Below are 17,799 nucleotides of genomic sequence, written 5' to 3'. Positions count from 1 at the left end.
TTGATTCAAGTCTACTCGCTTCGGCGGCGCCGGCCAAGCGCATTCCCCCTTTGCGCTTCCTCGCCCCGCCTGTCAATGCCCCATTTCGAAGACCCCCGCTCGCTAGGCTGGACTAAAGTCTGAGAACCCGGGAGGTAGTCGTGTGCTCGATCGGAAGCCTGATCACGCCGTGAACACCGCGCCCGAGGTCGTCTGCAGCGCGGTCGGCAAGACCTTCCCCGCCGCGAGCGGGCCACTGACCGTGCTCGAACCGCAGGACCTCACCCTCGAAGCGGGGTCGGTCACCGCGCTCGTCGGGCCCTCCGGGTGCGGGAAGTCAACCCTGCTGCGGATCATCGCCGGCCTCGAGTCCCCCGACTTGGGCGGCATAGTCACCGTCGGTGGCGACTCCCCCGAGCAGCTGCGCAAGCGCGGCGAACTCGCCATCGCGTTCCAGGACGCCTCGCTCCTCCCCTGGCGCACCACCGCAGGCAACGTCGCCCTCGCACAGAAGCTCGCTCGCCAGCCGGTCGACCAGGCGCGTATCGCTGAGCTTCTGGAAACTGTAGGGCTCAAGGGCTTCGAGAAGGCGCGCCCCGCGCAGCTCTCCGGCGGTATGCGCCAGCGCGCCGCCATCGCCCGCTGCCTCATCACCGAACCCCGCCTCCTGCTGCTCGACGAGCCATTCGGTGCCGTCGACGAGCTCACCCGCCGCCGCCTCAACATCGAGCTGCCGCCGCTGTGGTCGGGTTCGCAGACGACGACCCTCCTCGTCACGCACTCCATCTCGGAGGCCGTGCTCCTCGCCGACCGCGTGCTCGTCATGTCGCCGCGACCCGGCAAGATCGTCGCCGACCTGCCGGTGGATCTCGATCGGCCCCGCACCATGGAGCACCTGCACAGCCCCCGCTTCACCGAACTCGTCAAAGAGATCGGAGCATTGCTCGGCGTCGACGCCCCCGTGCCCGCCGACGGGGCCTGACCGTGGCGATCCAGAGCGACGCTCCGGCTCGCGTGCCCGAGCCCGCACTCGTGACCAAGGCGCAAAAGCACAGGGCCTCAACACGCTGGGTCCTGATCCTGCGCGGTGTCATCGGATGGGTCGCGATCATCGCGCTCTGGGAGCTGGTGGGGCGCACGATCCTCGCGGGGCGCCACCTCATCGGGACACCCTCGGGCATCGCGATCAAGATCGTCGAGAACTTCGATGTCTACGGCCGCGGGCTCCTGTTCACGACGAACGAGGCCGCGCTCGGCTACCTCTTTGGCAACCTGGCCGCGGCGCTGCTCGCGGTCGTCGTGGTGCTATTGCCGGGGCTCGAGCGGCAAGTGCTCCGGATCGCGCTCGTCGTCTACTGCCTCCCCCTCGTCGCGCTCGGCCCGCTGCTGCGCCTCACCTTTGGCTTCACCGACGGCCCGCAGATCACACTCGCGGCCATCGCGGTCTTCTACCTGACGCTCGTGCCGCTGCTCGTGGGGCTCCGCGCATTGCCGAGCACCTGGCTCGACCTCACCGCCACCTACGGGCGCGGGCGCTGGACGACGCTCGTCACGGTCCGTGCGCGGGCGGCGCTCCCCTACCTCATGGCCGGGTTGCAGGTGTCGGTGCCCGCGGCGTTCCTCGGCGCGCTCGTCGGCGAGTTCACTGGTGCGGAGCGCGGTCTCGGCGTGCTGTCGATCCTCGCCCTGCGCAGCCTCGACACGAACGGCCTCTGGGCTTTGATGCTTTTGAGCACAGTGGTTTCGCTCATTGGGTACGGAATCATCGCCTGGATCGCGCGTCGCGTCTCCCCCGACCGGCCCGACGTGATCCTCACTCCGCCCGGATCCGCCCGCCGGATGACCGGCTGGCAGCGGTGGGCGCGGGGGGTCGGCGGCGTCGCGCTGACGACGGTGATTGTCTTGGGCGCGTGGATCCTGATCTTTGAAGCACTGGACTTGAACGCCTACTTCGCGAAGCGTCCGTGGGACGTCTGGGACTGGCTCGTCGCGTCCGCCGACGCGGGTGCGCACCGCGCCGAGATCTTCGAGGCGGTCGGGCAGACGATCGCGGTGGCGATTCCGGGGTACTTCGCGGGCCTGCTGCTCGGGCTCGGACTGGCGACGGCGTTCTCGCTGTCGAACCGGGTGCGGCAGGCGCTGACTCCGGTCGCGGTGGCGCTGCGGTGCGTGCCGATCATCGCGATCGCTCCCCTGCTCGTCGGCGCGCTGGGGCGCGGCCCCTTCGGCACGGCCGTCGTGGTGGCGATCATGACGTTCTTCCCGACGCTGGTGTCGTGCCTGTACGGGCTCCGGCAGTTGCCCGGGCAGGTGTCCGATGTGTTCGCGACCTATGCGACCCCGTCGACGCGGGTGCTGCTGCTCGGGCGGTTGCCCGCGATGGCTCCCGCGTTCTTCGCGGCGGCGCGAATTGCGGCCCCGTCGGCGATCCTCGCCGCCACGGTGGCCGAGTGGCTCGCCACCGGCACCGGACTCGGCAACCTCATGGCGGTCGACGCGGCGACGAGCCGCTACACGTCGCTGTGGTCGACCGTCGTCGTCGTAACGGTGGTGTCGCTGCTCGCCTACGCGCTCATCGAGTTCATTGAACAGCGCGTACTGCGCGTCGTCGCGCCCGAACAGACGCGGTGGTGAGGCACGCGGTCACTCCCGCAGAATGCCGAGGCCGAGCATCGCGAGCACCAGAAACGGCGTCACCGTCAGGAACCAGAGCAGTGCGCCTCCGATGCCGAGCACCCGCGACACCGCTGCTGTCGCTTTCGTCTGCCTGCGAAGCTCGCGGCTCGCGGTCGCCGACTGGGAACTCCCGGTGACCGTCTGAGGCATGAGCGTCACCGTGAACGGGCCGATGATCGCGACGAAAACGCCGGTCAGCAACGCGCCAGGCAGCATGCCCAAGTTCTCGCGCACCTGAACGGTGACCAGGGTGGCGATGCTGCCCGCAAGCACCAGCGCAACGGAGTACGCGACGAGCACGCCCACGGCGCGAACCGCGGATCGCTTACTCGCACGGACGAGCACGAGTGCCACCCGACGATCCATCTTGAGCGCGCCGAGCACTGCCAGCGCCACGGCGGCGACGCCGATCACCCAACTCACCCACTGCTCCATACCGGGAGGCTAGCAGCGCCCTGCCCTGCCGCCGACCGGGACGAAGGTGGTCTCGGAGTGAGGCGCGGATCTAGACTCGAAGGAGACGAACAGACGGCGAAAACCGACTCACGAGGAGGCGCTGGTGCGACGGATCAACGGTGAGACCTTCGGACGCTGGAGCCTGCGACTCGACGCCGCCTACTGCGTGCTGCTCGGGCTCGGCGTCGCAGTCTTCGCGGAGCGCATCGCGTCGAGCATCGCCCTCGCGCCCTGGCTCGTCGCGGCCGTCGGCATCTCCGTGGTGGTGTGGGCAGGCGGGGTCCTCTGGATGCTCTCCCGGCTCCCCCTGCGCCGAGCACTCTGGCTCGTCATGAGCGCCAACCTGCTCGCCGCCCTCGCCGTCGCTCTCGTGTCGACCACCGCGGCGACCGTGCTCGTGGTAATTGCGGTGGCTGCTGTGGCGATCGACATCGCGCTGTTCGCGGTGAGCCAGGCGATCGCCCTGCGCGCACTGCCGACGGCGCGATAGCGTGATGCGCCCATGAACGGCGTGTGGCTCGCGGCAATCAGCGGACTGCTGGGCGGCGGCGCCCTCCTCGTCGGTACCGCGATCGCCTGGTTCGCGGACATTCCGCAGCGCGTCATCTCCGCCGTCATGGCCGTCGGAGCCGGTGTGCTTGTCGCGACGCTCGCGTTCGAGCTCGTCGGCGAGGCCGCTGACACCGGAGGCACCCTCGCGACCGGAACCGGGTTCATCGCCGGCGCGATCCTCTACGTGGTCGCCGACTGGTTCGTGAGCCGCCCGCACCGCGCAGGGCCCGGCGATCCGAACATTGCGGCCAGGCGCGTACGCTCGCGAACTTCGGGCGACCAGAAGTCAGCGGGCGGCAGTGGAGCGGCTATCGCAGTGGGCGCGCTGATCGATGGGATCCCCGAATCGATCGTGATGGGACTGGCGGTTCTGCAGGGCGGAGCCCTCAGCATCCCGGTCGTGGTCGCGGTCGCCATCAGCAACATCCCCGAGGGCCTCGGATCGACCGCCGCGATGCGGCGACAGGGATACGGCGTCATGCGACCGTTCGCGATCTTCGGCGCGATCGCCATCGCGAGTGTCATCGCCGCGGTAGCCGGCTTCCTGCTTTTCGCCGATGCGCCGCCCGAACTCATCGCGCTCATCACCACCGTCGCGGCCGGAGCGCTCTTCGCCATGGTGGCCAACACGGTGATTCCCGAGGCGTTCAGCACCCAGCACTTCATGACCGGCATCTGGGCGTCGATTGGATTCGTCTCGGCGTTCGTGCTGCATCAGGTGGCGTGAGCGCTGAGACACGTCGCCGCACGCCCGTCAGCTGAGTGCGTCCGCGATGACCTCGGCGGTGTCTCGCCACGTCGGTAGGCGTTCGCGGCGGTATCTCGCGGCTGCACTCCAGGTCGCGCGAGTTTCGGGGTGCGTCAACCATTCCTCGAGCGCGACGGCGAGTGCCTCGGCGTCTCCGACGGGGAACTGATCGCCCGCGCCCTGTTGCGCCTCGGCGGCTCCGGTGTGCTCCGGCACAATGGAGGGAATGCGGCGCGCGACGGCTTCCGTGACGACCATGCCATAGGGCTCGGTTCGGGCGGTGTGGATGAGGAGGTCGGTGCGGTTCCAGGTCGAGTCGAGTTCGGCCCCGTGCTGGGGGCCGCTGACCTCGATACGGTCTTCCAGGCCTGAGTCGGTGATGCGCCTCCGCACGGCATCGGAGAGCGCTGGATCGAGGTCGTCCGGCCCCACGAACTGAGCGGTCCACGCGTGGTCGCGCACCCGGATCAGCGCCTCGACGCACGTGAGCGGGTCCTTCGTCTCCGTCACCCGCGCGAGCCAGACGAAGTGCGGGCGATCAGGTGTGCCGAGCGCGAGCGGTGCCGGGGCGACCCCGGGTACTGCGACCCGCACGTCATCGCGCCCGTATCTGCGCGCGAGTTCGCCCGCGGTCCAGGTGCTCGTCGCCACGACCGAGGTGGCAGCTTGGATCGCCGCGCGCTCTGTCCGCGCGAGGTCAGCACGCTCGCTCTCGCAGTGAGCGGGGTCGTCTGACGGGAAGTAGTGCACCAGCACGGTGACGCGATGACCCACGGCGACGGCTGCTGCCACGGCATCCGGTGCGGCCGAGGCGAGGATGTTGTCGATCAGCCAGACGGGCGCCGACTGCAGAACCTCGTCGAGCGCCACGCGATCCTCATCGGTGGGCAGCGGCCACGGTCCCTCCATGAAGCGCTCGCTGACCTCGATGCCGAGCCCGGTCAGCGCAGTGACCAGCTCATCGTCATAGCGGTTCCCGCCGCTCGCAACAGCGCTGCGCCAACGAGCGAAAGCGATGCGACGCTCGGCGGTGCGTGTCATCAGCACATCCTGCGACGGGGGCTACTGATCCGACTTCGGCACGGCGAGCTCCCAGTGGTGACCGTCCGGATCGAAGAAGTAGCCGAGGTAGAGACCGAGATCGGCGTCCTCTGCAGCTTCAACGGGTACGGTGCCGCCGTGCAGGGGGACGCTAGCGATCATCGAATCGAGTCCCTCACGAGTCTCGACCGCGCAGCTGAGGATCACGCCGGTACCCCCGTTGGGTCGCTGTACGGTGCGACCGACCTTCAGCGTGTACGACTCGAACTGCGCCGAACCCATCACGAAGAGCGACAGGTTCGGCAGCTCGACGGCGATGATGTCCTCGTCGATCTGCAGATCCGGAAGGTCGAAGACGCCGCGATAGAAATCGAGTGACGCTTCGAGATCGGTCGAGGGCAGGCAGACGACGGTTCCGAGGATCTTGCGTTCTGCGGGTGCTGCTGCGTTCATGCGCACCAGACTAATCGGGTTCGGCGCGGACGCACCGGTCCGCGCCGAACCCGAATGTGGTCAGAGCCCCGAGTTCAGCGCCGTCGACAGCGGTTTCCTCGTGAGGAACAGTGCGAGCCCGAGCACCGCGCCGGTCACCGCGACGATGATGTAATAGGTCGGCTCGTCGATCAGAGTGAACAGCTGTCCGAGGAGTCCCGACAGCGACGACCCCAGTGCGAGGGTGAGAAAGTTCAGGCCGACGACCTGCGACTTGAACGCCTGCGGTCCGATCCGCGTCGCCACCGACAGCCCGATGGGGCCAACGAAGACCTCCGATGATCCGGCCATCGCCATGAATAGGATGATGAGCGCGAGCGGAATGAACGCATCACCCGCCAGCTCGGAGACGAGGAGCAGGAAGAAGTAAGCGCAGCCGATCTGGATCAGCCCGATCGCGAACTTCGTCACGGGTGAGGGCTGGCGATCCCCCATGAGGTTCCAGAGGCGGGCGATCAGCGGGGTGATCAGCACGGCGGCCAGCGGACTCGCGGTGGTGATCCAGGCGACCGGGAAGGTCCAGCTGCCGATCGAGAGATCGATGCGCTCGGTGATCATGATCGAGATCGCCGTGAATTTCTGGAAGAGCAGACCGAAATAGATGCCCGCCGCGAGGAACAGCGGCAGGAACGCCAACACCCGGCGACGCTCGTCAGAGGTCACCTGCTTCGACGTCGACATGGTGATGAAGTACGCCGCAGCCGCGAGGAGCGCGAGGATCGTGGTCGTAGTCGACAGGTTCTCAGCCCGCAGCATACCGCTGACGGCGGCGATCACGATGACCGCGACCGCGGCGACGCCGATGCCGATCGCGAGCGGCAGACGCTTCGACGGGAGCGGATTGTTCACGAGGCGTGCACGCTCGGGCAGGTGCTTCATCGAGTACAGGTACTGAATCAGCGCGGCGATCATGCCGATCGCCGCCAGGCCGAACCCGAAGTGGAAGCCCCACTGGTTCTGGGCGAAGCCCGTCGACAGCGGCCCGACCACCGCACCGATGTTGATCGACATGTAGAAGTACGAGAAGCTCACGTCGCGTGTCTGCTGCGACCGGCCCTCGACGATGAAACCGACGATCGAAGTGATGTTCGTCTTCAACGCGCCGGTACCCAACACGATCAGGATGAGGCCAATCGCGAGCCCCAGGAAGTCGGGCACGAACGCGAGCACGATGTGCCCTGCGGTGATGACGACGGCACCCCAGAGCACCATGCTCTTCGGGGTGACGAGTCGGTCGCCGAGCCACGCGCCCAAGATCTGGGCGAGGTACACCGATCCCCCATAGGCGCCGACGATACCCGCGGCTGCCGCCGGCGCCACTTCGAGGCCGCCGTCAACGAGGGCGTAGAGCAGGTAGAACGAGAGGATGCCCTGCAGGCCGTAGAAGGAGTAGCGCTCCCAGAGTTCGGTGAACGCGAGGGTCCACACGCCGCGCGGGAGTCCGCGGCGGCGGGGCGCACCCTGGTCGGTGTCGATCGACGGCGTCGTCGAGATATTCGTGGTCATTCGTGCAGTCCTGCCAGTCGGGATCCGAATCGTGCGATGAGTGAGGTGTCTTCCGAGTGCCGCGCCTCTTCCCAGCGGTCGGCGACGCCGAACAGCCGGTACATGGTGTGCACGCCGGTCCAGCGGATGGGCTCGGGCTCCCACGTGCCCGACTCGTGGTCGTTCCACGGGAGCGCCGTGAGGTCCGTCCACTCGCCGCTCACGCGATCGAGCAGCGTGCGCGCGGCGAGGTTCGTCGCGGTCAGCCCGTGACCCGCGTATCCCCGCGCCGTGCCGATCCGCGTCTCGGGGTCGAAGAAGATGCCGGCGCACCAGTCCCTGGTCACCCCGATGGCGCCGCGCCACGCGTGATCGATCGAGAAGCGCGTTCCGGGGAAGAAGTAGTCGAGGCGATCCTTGAGCGTCTGGATCGTCGCGTCATCGACGGCACCGAGGCCCGGAGTCCCCGAGTTGTAGGCGTAAGGGGTACCGCGACCCCCGATGGCGATCCTGCCGTCCGCCGTGCGCTGAGCATAGACGAAGGTGTGCGCGCCGTCGTTCAGGCATTCGAGGCCGTTCCAGCCGATCCGCTCCCAGTCGGCATCGCTCAACGGGGCGGTGACGATCATCGAGGAGTTGACCGGGATGAGCTGACGGCTCCCGAACCCCGGCGCCTCGCTCTCGATCTCGCTCGTGTACGCCTCGACGCAGCTGAGCACCGTCCGGGCCCGCACGACGCCGCGCGACGCGACCACGGTTCCCGGGCGGATCGAGTTCACCGCGGCGCGCTCGAAGATCTGCACGCCCTTCGCCTCGACCGCGCTCGCGAGGCCCAAAGTCAGTTTCGCGGGATCGACACGGACGGTGTCCCGGTAGTACATGCCACCAAGAGCCGGTGCGATATTGATCCGCTGCTGCAGCTCATCGGCGCTCAGCAGCTCGATGCTGTCCTCCGCGTACCCGTTCCGCAGGTTCGCGGCGTAGGTGCCGCGCAGTCGCTTCAGCGCGGCCGGCGTCGTCGCGGCCTGGAGCTGGCCGCCACGGTGCTGATCGGCCTCGATGCCTTCCACCTCCGCCACACGGAGCGTCTCATCGATCGCGCCCGACATCTCGCGCTGGAACGCGCGCACCGCCGCAGCGCCATCTCGGCCCTGCCGCTCCGCCGCACGCGCATAGACCGCACGATTGCCCGGGATCAGGGTCGAAAGCCACCCGCCGTTGCGACCGGAACCCCCGTAGCCGACCTGCTCCGCCTCGAGCACCGTGATCTTCCATTCGGGGTGCTGCGTGATGGCGTAGTAGGCCGTCCACAGGCCGGTCAAACCGCCGCCGACGATGACGAGAGCCTGCTCCTCGTCAGGCAGGCTCGCATGGCGATTCGGGTGGTCGGGAGCGCTCGCGGCGCTCGCCTGGGTCATCCAGTGCGAGATGCTGCCGTTCACGAAATCATGCATGGGGTACTCCGTCGTAGTGGTGGGGTCGTCGTCTTCGAGCGTTCGGGGGGCTCGTGGTGCGCCGGGCGGCGGCGCTCGTAAGTCCGCGCTAGTAGGTGGGTGGTGCCATGGTCCAGAGCACGCGGGCGTGCGCGGATCCCGTGGCTTCGGCGACGCGGTGCGGTTCGTTGCTGTGATAGTGCAGGGAGTCGAACTCGCCGAGCGTGTAGGTGTCGTGGCCCACCGTCACCTCGACCGTGCCGGCGAGCACCAGCAGGACTTCTTCAGATGCACCGTGCGTGTACGGCGCGACTCCGGTCGATCCTCCCGGTTCGAACAGTCCCATGAGGACTTCCAGGTGATCGAACGTCGAGGGTGTGAGCTTGATCTTCGTCGCTCCGTCTCCGAACGAGAAGCCCTGCGCATCGGCGAACCGCTGCACCCGACCCCGCCCGTACTCGTCGACCGGACGGAACAGCGCGCCGACATCGAGCTTCAGCACGCCGCAGATGCTCTGCAGTGCCTTGACGCTGGCATTCGCCTGGCCGCGCTCGATCTGCGACAGGAACCCCTGCGTCAGGCCGGACGATTCCGCGACGTCACGCAGCGTCAAGCCGAGCGCTTTGCGCCGGCGACGCAGGCGATCACCGAGGCCCGGCTCAACGGAGCCGCTCTCGGGGGAAGGTACAGATGCTTCATTGACATCGAGGGATGACATGCTGCGAATCTAACACTGTTTTAGTGTTATCTCAAAAAATATTACTGAGACTGAAACAGGTTGCTCGGAGAGCTGGCAAGCCTCCTCAGGTGAAGTTCCGCGAGGTCGCTTCGACACCTGAAACCTGAAGTTGCAGGCCGTGCCGCCCGATCACGCAGGGTCGACACTCGCTCCGAGACGATCCCGAATGACGGTCGTGATCTCGGCGAGCGCGGTGAGCTGCTCTGGCGTGAGGGCGTCGATGACCAGGCGGCGCGCGGTGGCGATGTGATCCGGCATCGCGAGGACGAGCGCCCGGCGGCCATCGCTCGCGAGCGTCGCGTTGGTCGCACGGCGATCCTCGGGGCACGGGCTCCGCTCGATGAGCCCGCGCTTCTCGAGCCGCGCGCAGACGTGCGAGAGCCGCGGCAGCGTCGCGTTGGTCGCCTCCGCGAGCGCGGTCATGCGGAGCGTGGAGTCCGGGGCAAACCGCAGCATCGTCAGCACCATGAATTCGAAGTGCGTCATCGACGACTTCCGCTGCAGCCGCGCGTCGAGGGCGGCGGGGAGAAGCTGCGTGACGCCGATGAGCCCGAGCCACGCCGCCGACTCGTCCTCGGTCATCCGTGGAACCGTGGTGTGCATCCTCCCAGGGTAGCTTTACTTGTCGCATCAACGAAAGCGTGATAAACCTGTTCTTTAAAACTTGTTGCAACAACAAAATGAGGAGCCTTCGTCATGATGAGCACTTCCCGGACCACGCCGTCGTGGCGCGAGGCCCCCACCCACACCACCGGAGCCGCGCCGGACGGCACCGAGATGGACACCGTCGAGCTACTCGTCCACGACCTCGGCGCCATGTCCCGGTTCTACCGGGAGGCCGTCACGCTCGACGTGCTGGACGAATCCGGTGCGACCGTCGTTCTGGGACGCGGCGGGATCCCGATCGTGCGCTTGCGACAGGAGAAAGATCTGCCTGGCCGCGACGCACGGGGTGCCGGCCTCTACCACACTGCCATCCTGTTCCAGGATCAGGCGCGACTGGCGTCGTCACTGGCATCGATGGCCCGCCATGCCTCCGGCCTCTACGAAGGCAGCGCCGACCACCTCGTCAGCGAGGCCTTCTACTTCCACGACCCCGAGGGTAACGGCCTCGAACTCTACCGTGATCGCCCGCGCGACGAGTGGAGCATCGGCCCCAACGGCACCGTGCAGATGGCCAGCCTGCCGCTCGACCCGCAGGCATTCCTGCGGCGCTGGCACGACGACGTGCGCACCGACGCGCACGACGAGCCTTCGGCCGCAATCGGTCACGTGCACCTGCAGGTCGGCGACATCGCAACGGCGCGCGACTTCTACGTCGACACCCTCGGCTTCGACATCACCTTCGAGTTCGGCACCGCCCTGTTCCTCTCGGCCGGCGGCTACCACCACCACATCGGCGTCAACACTTGGCAGAGCGCCGGCGCGGGACCCCGTGCCGCGTCACTCGGGCTCGGCGACGTCCGCATTCGCGTGCCCGGCCGGGAGGACCTCGACGCCCTCAGTGACCGGCTCGCCTTCCGCTCCGTACCCGTGCGTGACGATGGAGCCGAGATCCGCGTCCCCGATCCGTGGGGAACGCAGCTCGTCATCGCCGCGGACGCGCTGCGCTGATTCCATCGCTCTTCCACTACGCCCACTCATGGGCGAAACCGCTCCGCACTCGGCTCGCCCGTCGCTTCGCACCGATTCAGCCCAGCGTCAGCGCAATCCGTGCAGACTGTGTCCATGCGTGTGTTGCTCGTAGACGATGAGGCGCGTCTCGCCGAGGGCGTGCGTCGCGGCCTCGAGGCCGAGGGCTGCGCCGTCGACGTCGCCCACAACGGCGTCGACGGACTGTGGCGGGCACGCGAGTTCAGCTACGACGTCATCGTGCTCGACGTCATGATGCCAGGCATGAGCGGGTATCTCGTCTGCCAGACGCTGCGCGAGGAGGGCGACTGGACCCCCGTGCTCTTCCTCACCGCGAAAGACGGCGAGTGGGACGAAGTCGAGGGGCTCGACACCGGCGGCGACGACTGGCTGACGAAGCCGTTCTCTCCCCCGGTGCTGCTCGCCCGCTTGCGGGCGCTGGTGCGGCGCGGCGGACGGGAGCGGCCGACAGTGTTGGAGGCAGGTGACCTCCGCTTCGATCCCGCTGCCCGCACGGCACACCGCGGCGAGGCACGTCTCGACCTCACGGCGCGGGAGATGTCGGTACTCGAGTTCCTGCTTCGCCGCCGCGGCGAGGTCGTCACCAAGTTCGACGTGCTCGACAACGTCTGGGCCGACGACTTCGAGGGCGATCCCAACATCGTCGAGGTCTACATCGGCCGCCTGCGCCGCAAGGTCGACCGACCCTACGGGCGAAACGCCATCGAGACCGTCCGCGGCGCCGGATACCGTCTGGCGGCCGACGGTGGCTGAGGCGCAGAAGACCAGCCGCACCCGCTCGGTGCGCACGCGGATCACGCTCGTCGCCGTCGCGGTGGTCGCCGCCCTACTCGGAATCGGCGCCGTCGGCACCGTCTGGACCCTCGACCGCGTCCTCACCGATCAGATCGCCGCCCAACTCGACGACGACCTCGACATGATCGCCGACACCGTCGAATCCGGCGTACCCGACGCGATCACCGAGCGCGACGACGACGTGCTCATCGCGCTCCACACCGGCGGGCGGACCATCGTGAACGACGATGATGCCAATGAACTCTCCGGCCCGGACGAGATCAGCGAACGGGCCGAAGCGCGAGTCGATGACGAGCCGATGCTGATCCTGAGCGAAGACCTCGGCGGCGATCGCGGCACACTCGTCGTCGCCCGCTCCACGGAAGAGGTCGGAGACGCCGTCTCAGCTGCGACGATGGTGCTTGCGGTGGCGGTGCCGATCGCGGTCGCGCTCATCGGAGTCGTGGTGTGGGCCGTGGCCGCGCGGGCGCTGGGCCCCGTCGACCGAATACGCCGGCAGGTCGACCACGTCGGCGCGGAGACGCTCGACCAGCGCGTCCCCCGCACCGGCAACGACGACGAGATCGACCGGCTCGCCGCGACCATGAACCGTATGCTCGACCGCGTCGAAGAGGGGTACCGCACCCGCCAGCGCTTCGTCAGCGACGCGTCTCATGAGCTCCGCTCCCCGCTCGCCACCATGCGGCAGTACGCCGAGCTCGAGCGGGCACACCCCGGCGCGGCTCCCCCGGGTGAACTCGCCGACGTCGTGCTTGGCGAGGGCGCCCGCATGCAGGAGATCGTCGAGGGACTCCTGCTGCTCGCGAAGCTCGACGAGGGCTCCGCACAGTCGGGCGCACGCGGCGATGTCGACCTCGACGACCTCGCGCTTGCGGAAGCGAGCCGGATCCGCGCCCTCGGCACGGCCTCCGTCGACGGCGGCGGCATCGGCCCCGCACGGGTCAGCGGGGACTCGCGACTCCTCGCGCGCGCCGTGCGGAACCTGGTCGACAATGCGGTACGTCACGCGCGCAGCACCGTCGCACTCGGCACGGCGGTCAATGGCGGATCGGCGCTGCTCTGGGTCGACGACGACGGGGACGGCGTGCCCGAGTCGGAGCGGGAGCGCGTCTTCGAACGGTTCACCCGCCTCGACGAAGCGCGCTCACGCGACGCCGGAGGCAGCGGCCTCGGGCTGGCGATCGTCGCGGAGATCGTGCGTACCCACGGCGGATCCGTGCGGGTGGAGAACGCTCCCCTCGGCGGGGCGCGCTTCGTGATCGTGCTGCCCGCGACCGCCGAGTAGGCGCGCTGCGCGTGCAGCTTCACCCGTGGTCCTCGGTGTTCGCGGGCGCGCACGTTCTTCGCACAGGCACATGCACCTCGCGGCGAGTAGCGTGTGCCCCGGCGAATAGCGTGTGACACGAACCGGGAGACTCGGCACCCTGACCGTGTGTTCAGGTGCGTTCAGATGGGAGTCAGTACCCGTCGGCGATGCTGGCATCATGAACCCGAACGAGCCCCACAACTCCGGCCAGCAGCCCGATAACGCGGAGACCACACCGCTTCCCGATCGCCCCCTGAACTCGGACTACCAGCACACCGTGCCGCTGGAAGGGAACGCGAGCACCGCTCCGCCCGGGTACCAGCCCCCGGCCAGCGGCCAGCCACAGCCCGCAGGCCAGTCGGCAGACAGTAACCCCGACCCCGATCGTGCGGAGCGTCGCCGGAAGATGCGCCCGCTCTTGATCGGCGCGGGCGCGGCCGCGGCGATCCTGCTGCTCGGCGGCGGAGGCATCGCGATCGGCGCTGCGATCGCCGACAACGATGACGACGACCAGGTCTCGCTCACGAACTCGGAGAGCTCGGCGCCCGGCGTGCAGTCCGACGATTCGGCCCAGTCCGGCTCAGATGACGACGACAACGACGGCGATAATGGCGACGACAACGGCAACTCCGCCGGCTCGGACAGCGGAGCAGCTGCGCCCGCGGAGGCCGGCGACCTCACGGACGCCATCAAAGCGGCCATCGCCGAAGCGAACGGCGAGGGCGCCACCGCCATCGAGGTGGAGCGCGACGGTTACGACGTCGACGTGCAGCTCGCCGACGGCACCGAACAGGAGGTCCGCGTCGCGCTCGACGGAACGGCAACGGTGCGCGAGGGTGATTCCGACACCGATGACGATCCCCTGCTCGACACGGCGAAACTCGGCGACATCATCGATGCCGCGCTCGCCGAGGCCGGCGGCGGCACGATCGAGTCGATCTCGACGGACAACGGCCCTGCAGCCTACGAGGTGTCGGTCGACATGGGAAACGGCAACGACACCGACGTCGATCTCGACATGGACCTCAAGGTCCTGAGCGTCGACCGCGACTAGCGAGCGCATCGGGCGTCGGCGCTGCGGCGCGAACGCCCCAGCGCGTCAGCTAACGGACTCGGCGTCGAGCAGGTCGTCGACGAGCGCTCGCACGCGGCGCTTGATCTCGTCGCGGATGGGACGCACCGCCTCGATCCCTTGACCGGCCGGGTCGTCGAGCGTCCAGTCCTCGTATCGTTTGCCGGGAAAGATCGGACACGCGTCCCCGCACCCCATGGTGATCACGACGTCCGAGGCTTGGACGGCGTCGGGCGTCAGCAGCTGGGGTGCGGCTCCGGCGAGGTCGATCCCCTCTTCACGCATAGCGACGACGGCGACCGGGTTGATGTCGTCGGCGGGGATCGACCCGGCCGAGCGAACCTCGATGCGCCCCTCTGCGAGAGAGCGGAGATAGCCCGCAGCCATCTGGGACCGGCCGGCATTGTGCACGCAAACGAAGAGCACGGACGGCGTTGATTCGGTCATGCGGCGACCCGTTGATTCGACACTTCTCTATCTTGTTGCCTGTCGCACCGACCGTCAAACCCGGTCATCGGCGTACACTGCTGTCCACCGACGCGAGCGGAGGAGAAGTCCATGGAGGCCGTCCCAGTGCTGCGTATCGCCCCTCCGGGGCTGGACGATCTGCGTCCCTTGCCCGTCGAAGGAACTCGGCACTGGTGGGGCGGTGCGCTCGATGTGGAGGCGCTCGCGCTGGGCTCGGTCGGCGCGGCGGCCGCCTCCCTCAATCGCCTGCTCGGGCGGACGGCGGTGCAGCGGATCCTCTCGCCCCGGGTCGCCGCTTCGTTCGACTCCCCCGGTGTGCTCCGCATCGACGGCGCACCGATCCGCGCATTCTCCGGACTGTCGCGCTTCTTTCCGACGGCGGACGGCTGGGTTCGCACGCACGGCAACTACCCGCATCATGCCCGCCTCCTGCTGCAGGCGCTGAGTGTCGACCGCGCCGAAGCCGTGCCCGCGGCCCTCGCGGAGATGACGAGCCTCGAAGCCGAGCAGCGGATCCAATCCATCGGCGCTGTGGGCGCCGCAGTGCGCACCCGTCGGGAGTGGGGGTCCAGCGCACTCGCGACTCGCACGCCGACGGCGCAGTGGATCGACATCGCACTCGATGACCGCGCAGCAGCGGGATCAAGCGGCAACCCGTGGATCCCGGACGACACGTCGTCCCGCCCGCTCCGCGGCCTCCGCGTGCTCGACCTCACCCGCACGATCGCCGGGCCGATCTCGTCCCGGCTCATGACGGCGCTCGGCGCTGAGGTGCTCCGGGTGGACCCGCCGGCGAACCCGGAGCTTGAGGCGCAGCACATCGACGGGGATCCGGGCAAGTACACCGCCGCAGCCGACCTTGGGCGCCCGGAGACGCGAGCGCGGTTCCACGAGCTGCTCGCGTCGGCGCACGTGCTGCTGCTCGGCTACCGCGCAGGCAGCCTCGACCGGTTCGGGCTCGGCCTCGACGCACTGCGCGAGCGATACCCGGGGCTGTCGGTGGTGCGGTTCAACGCCTGGGGATGGGGCACAGCGTGGCAAGATCGGCGCGGATTCGACAGCGTCGTACAGGCGGCGTGCGGCATCGCCGACGCGTACCGCAGCGCGGACGGAAGCCCCGGTGCGCTGCCCGTGCAAGCGCTCGATCATGCCACGGGCTACGGCATCTTCGCGGCGACGATGTCGCTGCTCACGGCACGGGCCCAGAGCGGCACCACGGGTCACGCGCGTCTCGCCCTCGCTTCCACGGCTGACCTCTTGTTCGAGTTGTCGGTAGCCGGCAGGGATCCTGATGGAGAGCTCGTCCAGACGCTCCCGCCAGAGGCGCCGCTCACGCGGTCCAGCGGGTACGGTGAGCTCGCCTACGCGGCTCCCCCGTTCGACCTTGCCACCGAGCCGCTCGACTATCCGTTCGCTCCCCGACCGCATGGGAAGGACCCGCTGAAGTGGCGAGGCCCGCGCTGACCCGAGTCTTCCGCTAGGCTTCCGACTCGTGGAAACCACCCTGAACCGCCGTCTCGGCGTCCCCGGCATCGTCTTCATGGTCATCGCCGCGGCGGCTCCGATCACCGTCGTCGCCGCGAACTTCCCGATCATCCTGTCGGTGTCCGGATCGATCGGCGCTCCCATGATGGTGCTCGCCGCGACCGTGATCCTCGTCCTCTTCTCGGTCGGCTACGCCTGGATGACGCCGCGCGTGCCCGACGCTGGAGCGTTCTACTCCTACGTGCATCGCGGACTCGGGCGATGCCCCGGGCTCGGCACCGCGGCCATCGCGCTGCTCTCGTACGTGCTGCTCACGGTGTCGATGACCTGCTACCTCGGAGTGCAGACGGGCAACCTCATCGCGCTGTGGACGGGCGCCGAAGTGCCGTGGTGGCTCATCTCAGGCGTCATGATCGTGATCGTGGGACTGCTCGGCTACCGCGACATCGAACTGTCGGCGAAGGTGCTCGGCGTCGTGCTCGTGCTCGAGGTCGTCGCAGTGCTCGCGATCGACATCGGTGTGCTCGCCTCGGGCCGGGAGCTCACCGCGACCCCGTTCAGCCCGGTCGAGGCACTGTCGGGCGCACCGGGACTCGGACTGCTGTTCGCGTTCCTCGGGTTCTTCGGGTTCGAGGCGACGGCGGTGTTCCGCAACGAAGCGAAGGATCCCGAGCGGACCGTTCCGCGCGCCACCTACATCGCGGTCGGCACGATCGGCGCCCTGTACTTCGTGTCGTCGTGGCTCGTGATCTCGGGGCTGGGCGGGACCGACGCCGTCGCCGCGGCGAACGAGAACCCGGACGGCGTCGTGGTCGCCCTCGCGGGCGAGGTCGTCGCGCCCATCATCGCCGATCTAGTGCAAGTGCTCGTCGTGACGAGCATGTTCGCGTGCATGCTCGCGTTCCACAACATCGTCACGCGGTACCTCTTCACGCTCGGCCAGCGCGGCGTGCTGCCGCAGAGCCTCGCCGGCGTCCACCCCAGGCACCGGGCGCCCTCACGCGCTTCGCTCTGGGTGACCGGGATCACGGCCGCGGTGGTGCTGGTCTCCGCGCTCGCGCAGCTCGACCCCGTGCTGCAGATCTACACCTGGTACTCGGGCGCCGGGGCCGTCGGCGTCATCTGGATGATGGCGCTCACGAGCTTCGCCGTCGTCGCGTTCGGCGCGCGGCACCGCGGAGACTCGGGCGATGCCGCGCCGGTCGGCGTGACTCTCTCTGCCGTGGCCGGCGGCATCGGACTCCTGCTCGTGCTCGGCATATCGATCTGGAATTTCCCGTTCCTCGTCGGCGGCACGCTCGCGGCGATCATCTGGGGCGTTGTACTCGCGGGGGTCTTCATCGTCGGGCTGGCGATTCCGGCCAGGCGTGCGGCAGCAGTCACCGAAAGCGACTCCCGCGAGCCACTCATACGCTAGGG

At 68.5% G+C, this 17,799-nt stretch carries 18 protein-coding genes; 10 read left to right on the top strand and 8 right to left on the bottom strand.

What is annotated here, in order from left to right:
- Positions 1-142: 142 nt before the first annotated feature.
- Together K8P10_RS06840 and K8P10_RS06835 are read left to right on the top strand one after the other, a co-directional pair.
- A complete protein-coding gene (locus K8P10_RS06840) occupies positions 143-961 on the top strand; it encodes an ABC transporter ATP-binding protein (protein ID WP_224781050.1) in 819 nt (272 codons plus the stop codon).
- A 2-nt stretch (positions 962-963) separates the two neighbouring features.
- Complete coding sequence (locus K8P10_RS06835; protein WP_224781049.1) at positions 964-2,613, top strand: ABC transporter permease; 1,650 nt, start codon at positions 964-966, stop codon at positions 2,611-2,613.
- A 9-nt stretch (positions 2,614-2,622) separates the two neighbouring features.
- On the opposite strand, the gene K8P10_RS06830 is transcribed toward K8P10_RS06835, so the two are convergent.
- On the bottom strand, positions 2,623-3,090 hold the full coding sequence (locus K8P10_RS06830; RefSeq protein ID WP_224781048.1) for a hypothetical protein: 468 nt from the start codon (positions 3,088-3,090) through the stop codon (positions 2,623-2,625).
- 124 nt (positions 3,091-3,214) lie between these two features.
- Here K8P10_RS06830 and K8P10_RS06825 point away from each other — a divergent pair, with 124 nt between their 5' ends.
- Both K8P10_RS06825 and K8P10_RS06820 read left to right on the top strand, forming a co-directional pair.
- Positions 3,215-3,601, top strand: coding sequence for a hypothetical protein (locus tag K8P10_RS06825; RefSeq protein WP_224781047.1), 387 nt, complete (start codon positions 3,215-3,217; stop codon positions 3,599-3,601).
- A gap of 12 nt (positions 3,602-3,613) precedes the next feature.
- A complete protein-coding gene (locus K8P10_RS06820) occupies positions 3,614-4,390 on the top strand; it encodes a ZIP family metal transporter (RefSeq protein WP_224781046.1) in 777 nt (258 codons plus the stop codon).
- Positions 4,391-4,417: 27 nt separating this feature from the next.
- Here the strand turns inward: K8P10_RS06820 and K8P10_RS06815 are convergent, their stop codons facing one another.
- The 6 genes from K8P10_RS06815 to K8P10_RS06790 form a co-directional block, all read right to left on the bottom strand.
- Positions 4,418-5,452 (bottom strand): glycosyltransferase family 4 protein, encoded by a 1,035-nt coding sequence (locus tag K8P10_RS06815; RefSeq protein ID WP_224781045.1) that lies wholly within the window; start codon positions 5,450-5,452, stop codon positions 4,418-4,420.
- 21 nt (positions 5,453-5,473) lie between these two features.
- A complete protein-coding gene (locus tag K8P10_RS06810) occupies positions 5,474-5,905 on the bottom strand; it encodes a VOC family protein (protein ID WP_224781044.1) in 432 nt (143 codons plus the stop codon).
- Positions 5,906-5,965: 60 nt separating this feature from the next.
- Positions 5,966-7,450, bottom strand: a complete 1,485-nt coding sequence (locus K8P10_RS06805; protein ID WP_224781043.1) for a peptide MFS transporter — start codon at positions 7,448-7,450, stop codon at positions 5,966-5,968.
- Entirely contained in the window at positions 7,447-8,883 is a 1,437-nt protein-coding gene (locus tag K8P10_RS06800; RefSeq protein WP_224781042.1) for an FAD-binding oxidoreductase, read from the bottom strand. The genes K8P10_RS06805 and K8P10_RS06800 overlap by 4 nt, the downstream gene beginning before the upstream one ends.
- An 88-nt stretch (positions 8,884-8,971) precedes the next feature.
- Positions 8,972-9,580: a helix-turn-helix domain-containing protein gene (locus K8P10_RS06795; RefSeq protein ID WP_224781041.1), complete on the bottom strand. Its 609-nt coding sequence runs from the start codon at positions 9,578-9,580 to the stop codon at positions 8,972-8,974.
- A 150-nt stretch (positions 9,581-9,730) separates the two neighbouring features.
- Positions 9,731-10,204 carry a MarR family winged helix-turn-helix transcriptional regulator gene (locus K8P10_RS06790; protein WP_224781040.1) on the bottom strand — a complete coding sequence of 158 codons (474 nt, stop codon included), beginning with the start codon at positions 10,202-10,204 and terminating at the stop codon, positions 9,731-9,733.
- 93 nt (positions 10,205-10,297) lie between these two features.
- Here K8P10_RS06790 and K8P10_RS06785 point away from each other — a divergent pair, with 93 nt between their 5' ends.
- The 4 genes from K8P10_RS06785 to K8P10_RS06770 all read left to right on the top strand — a co-directional run bounded on the left by K8P10_RS06785 (position 10,298) and on the right by K8P10_RS06770 (position 14,409).
- The gene (locus tag K8P10_RS06785) at positions 10,298-11,215 is read left to right on the top strand and encodes a VOC family protein (RefSeq protein ID WP_224781039.1); all 918 of its coding nucleotides are present in this window, start codon (positions 10,298-10,300) and stop codon (positions 11,213-11,215) included.
- Between the two features lie 114 nt (positions 11,216-11,329).
- Positions 11,330-12,007: a response regulator transcription factor gene (locus K8P10_RS06780; protein ID WP_224781038.1), complete on the top strand. Its 678-nt coding sequence runs from the start codon at positions 11,330-11,332 to the stop codon at positions 12,005-12,007.
- Positions 12,000-13,334: a cell wall metabolism sensor histidine kinase WalK gene (locus tag K8P10_RS06775; RefSeq protein WP_224781037.1), complete on the top strand. Its 1,335-nt coding sequence runs from the start codon at positions 12,000-12,002 to the stop codon at positions 13,332-13,334. Before K8P10_RS06780 ends, K8P10_RS06775 begins: the two co-directional genes overlap by 8 nt.
- Positions 13,335-13,533: 199 nt before the next feature.
- Positions 13,534-14,409, top strand: a complete 876-nt coding sequence (locus tag K8P10_RS06770; protein ID WP_224781036.1) for a PepSY domain-containing protein — start codon at positions 13,534-13,536, stop codon at positions 14,407-14,409.
- A gap of 45 nt (positions 14,410-14,454) precedes the next feature.
- Here K8P10_RS06770 and K8P10_RS06765 read toward each other — a convergent pair whose 3' ends face one another.
- Positions 14,455-14,874, bottom strand: a complete 420-nt coding sequence (locus K8P10_RS06765) for an arsenate reductase ArsC (protein ID WP_224781035.1) — start codon at positions 14,872-14,874, stop codon at positions 14,455-14,457.
- A 111-nt stretch (positions 14,875-14,985) separates the two neighbouring features.
- On the opposite strand from K8P10_RS06765, the gene K8P10_RS06760 reads away from it, so the two are divergent.
- Both K8P10_RS06760 and K8P10_RS06755 read left to right on the top strand, forming a co-directional pair.
- Complete coding sequence (locus tag K8P10_RS06760; RefSeq protein WP_224781034.1) at positions 14,986-16,359, top strand: CoA transferase; 1,374 nt, start codon at positions 14,986-14,988, stop codon at positions 16,357-16,359.
- Between the two features lie 28 nt (positions 16,360-16,387).
- Positions 16,388-17,797: an APC family permease gene (locus K8P10_RS06755; protein WP_224781033.1), complete on the top strand. Its 1,410-nt coding sequence runs from the start codon at positions 16,388-16,390 to the stop codon at positions 17,795-17,797.
- The last annotated feature ends 2 nt before the right edge of the window (positions 17,798-17,799 follow it).

Source organism: Leucobacter sp. Psy1 (assembly GCF_020096995.1).
GTDB lineage: Bacteria > Actinomycetota > Actinomycetes > Actinomycetales > Microbacteriaceae > Leucobacter.
This window is presented reverse-complemented; position numbering and strand designations above follow the sequence as displayed.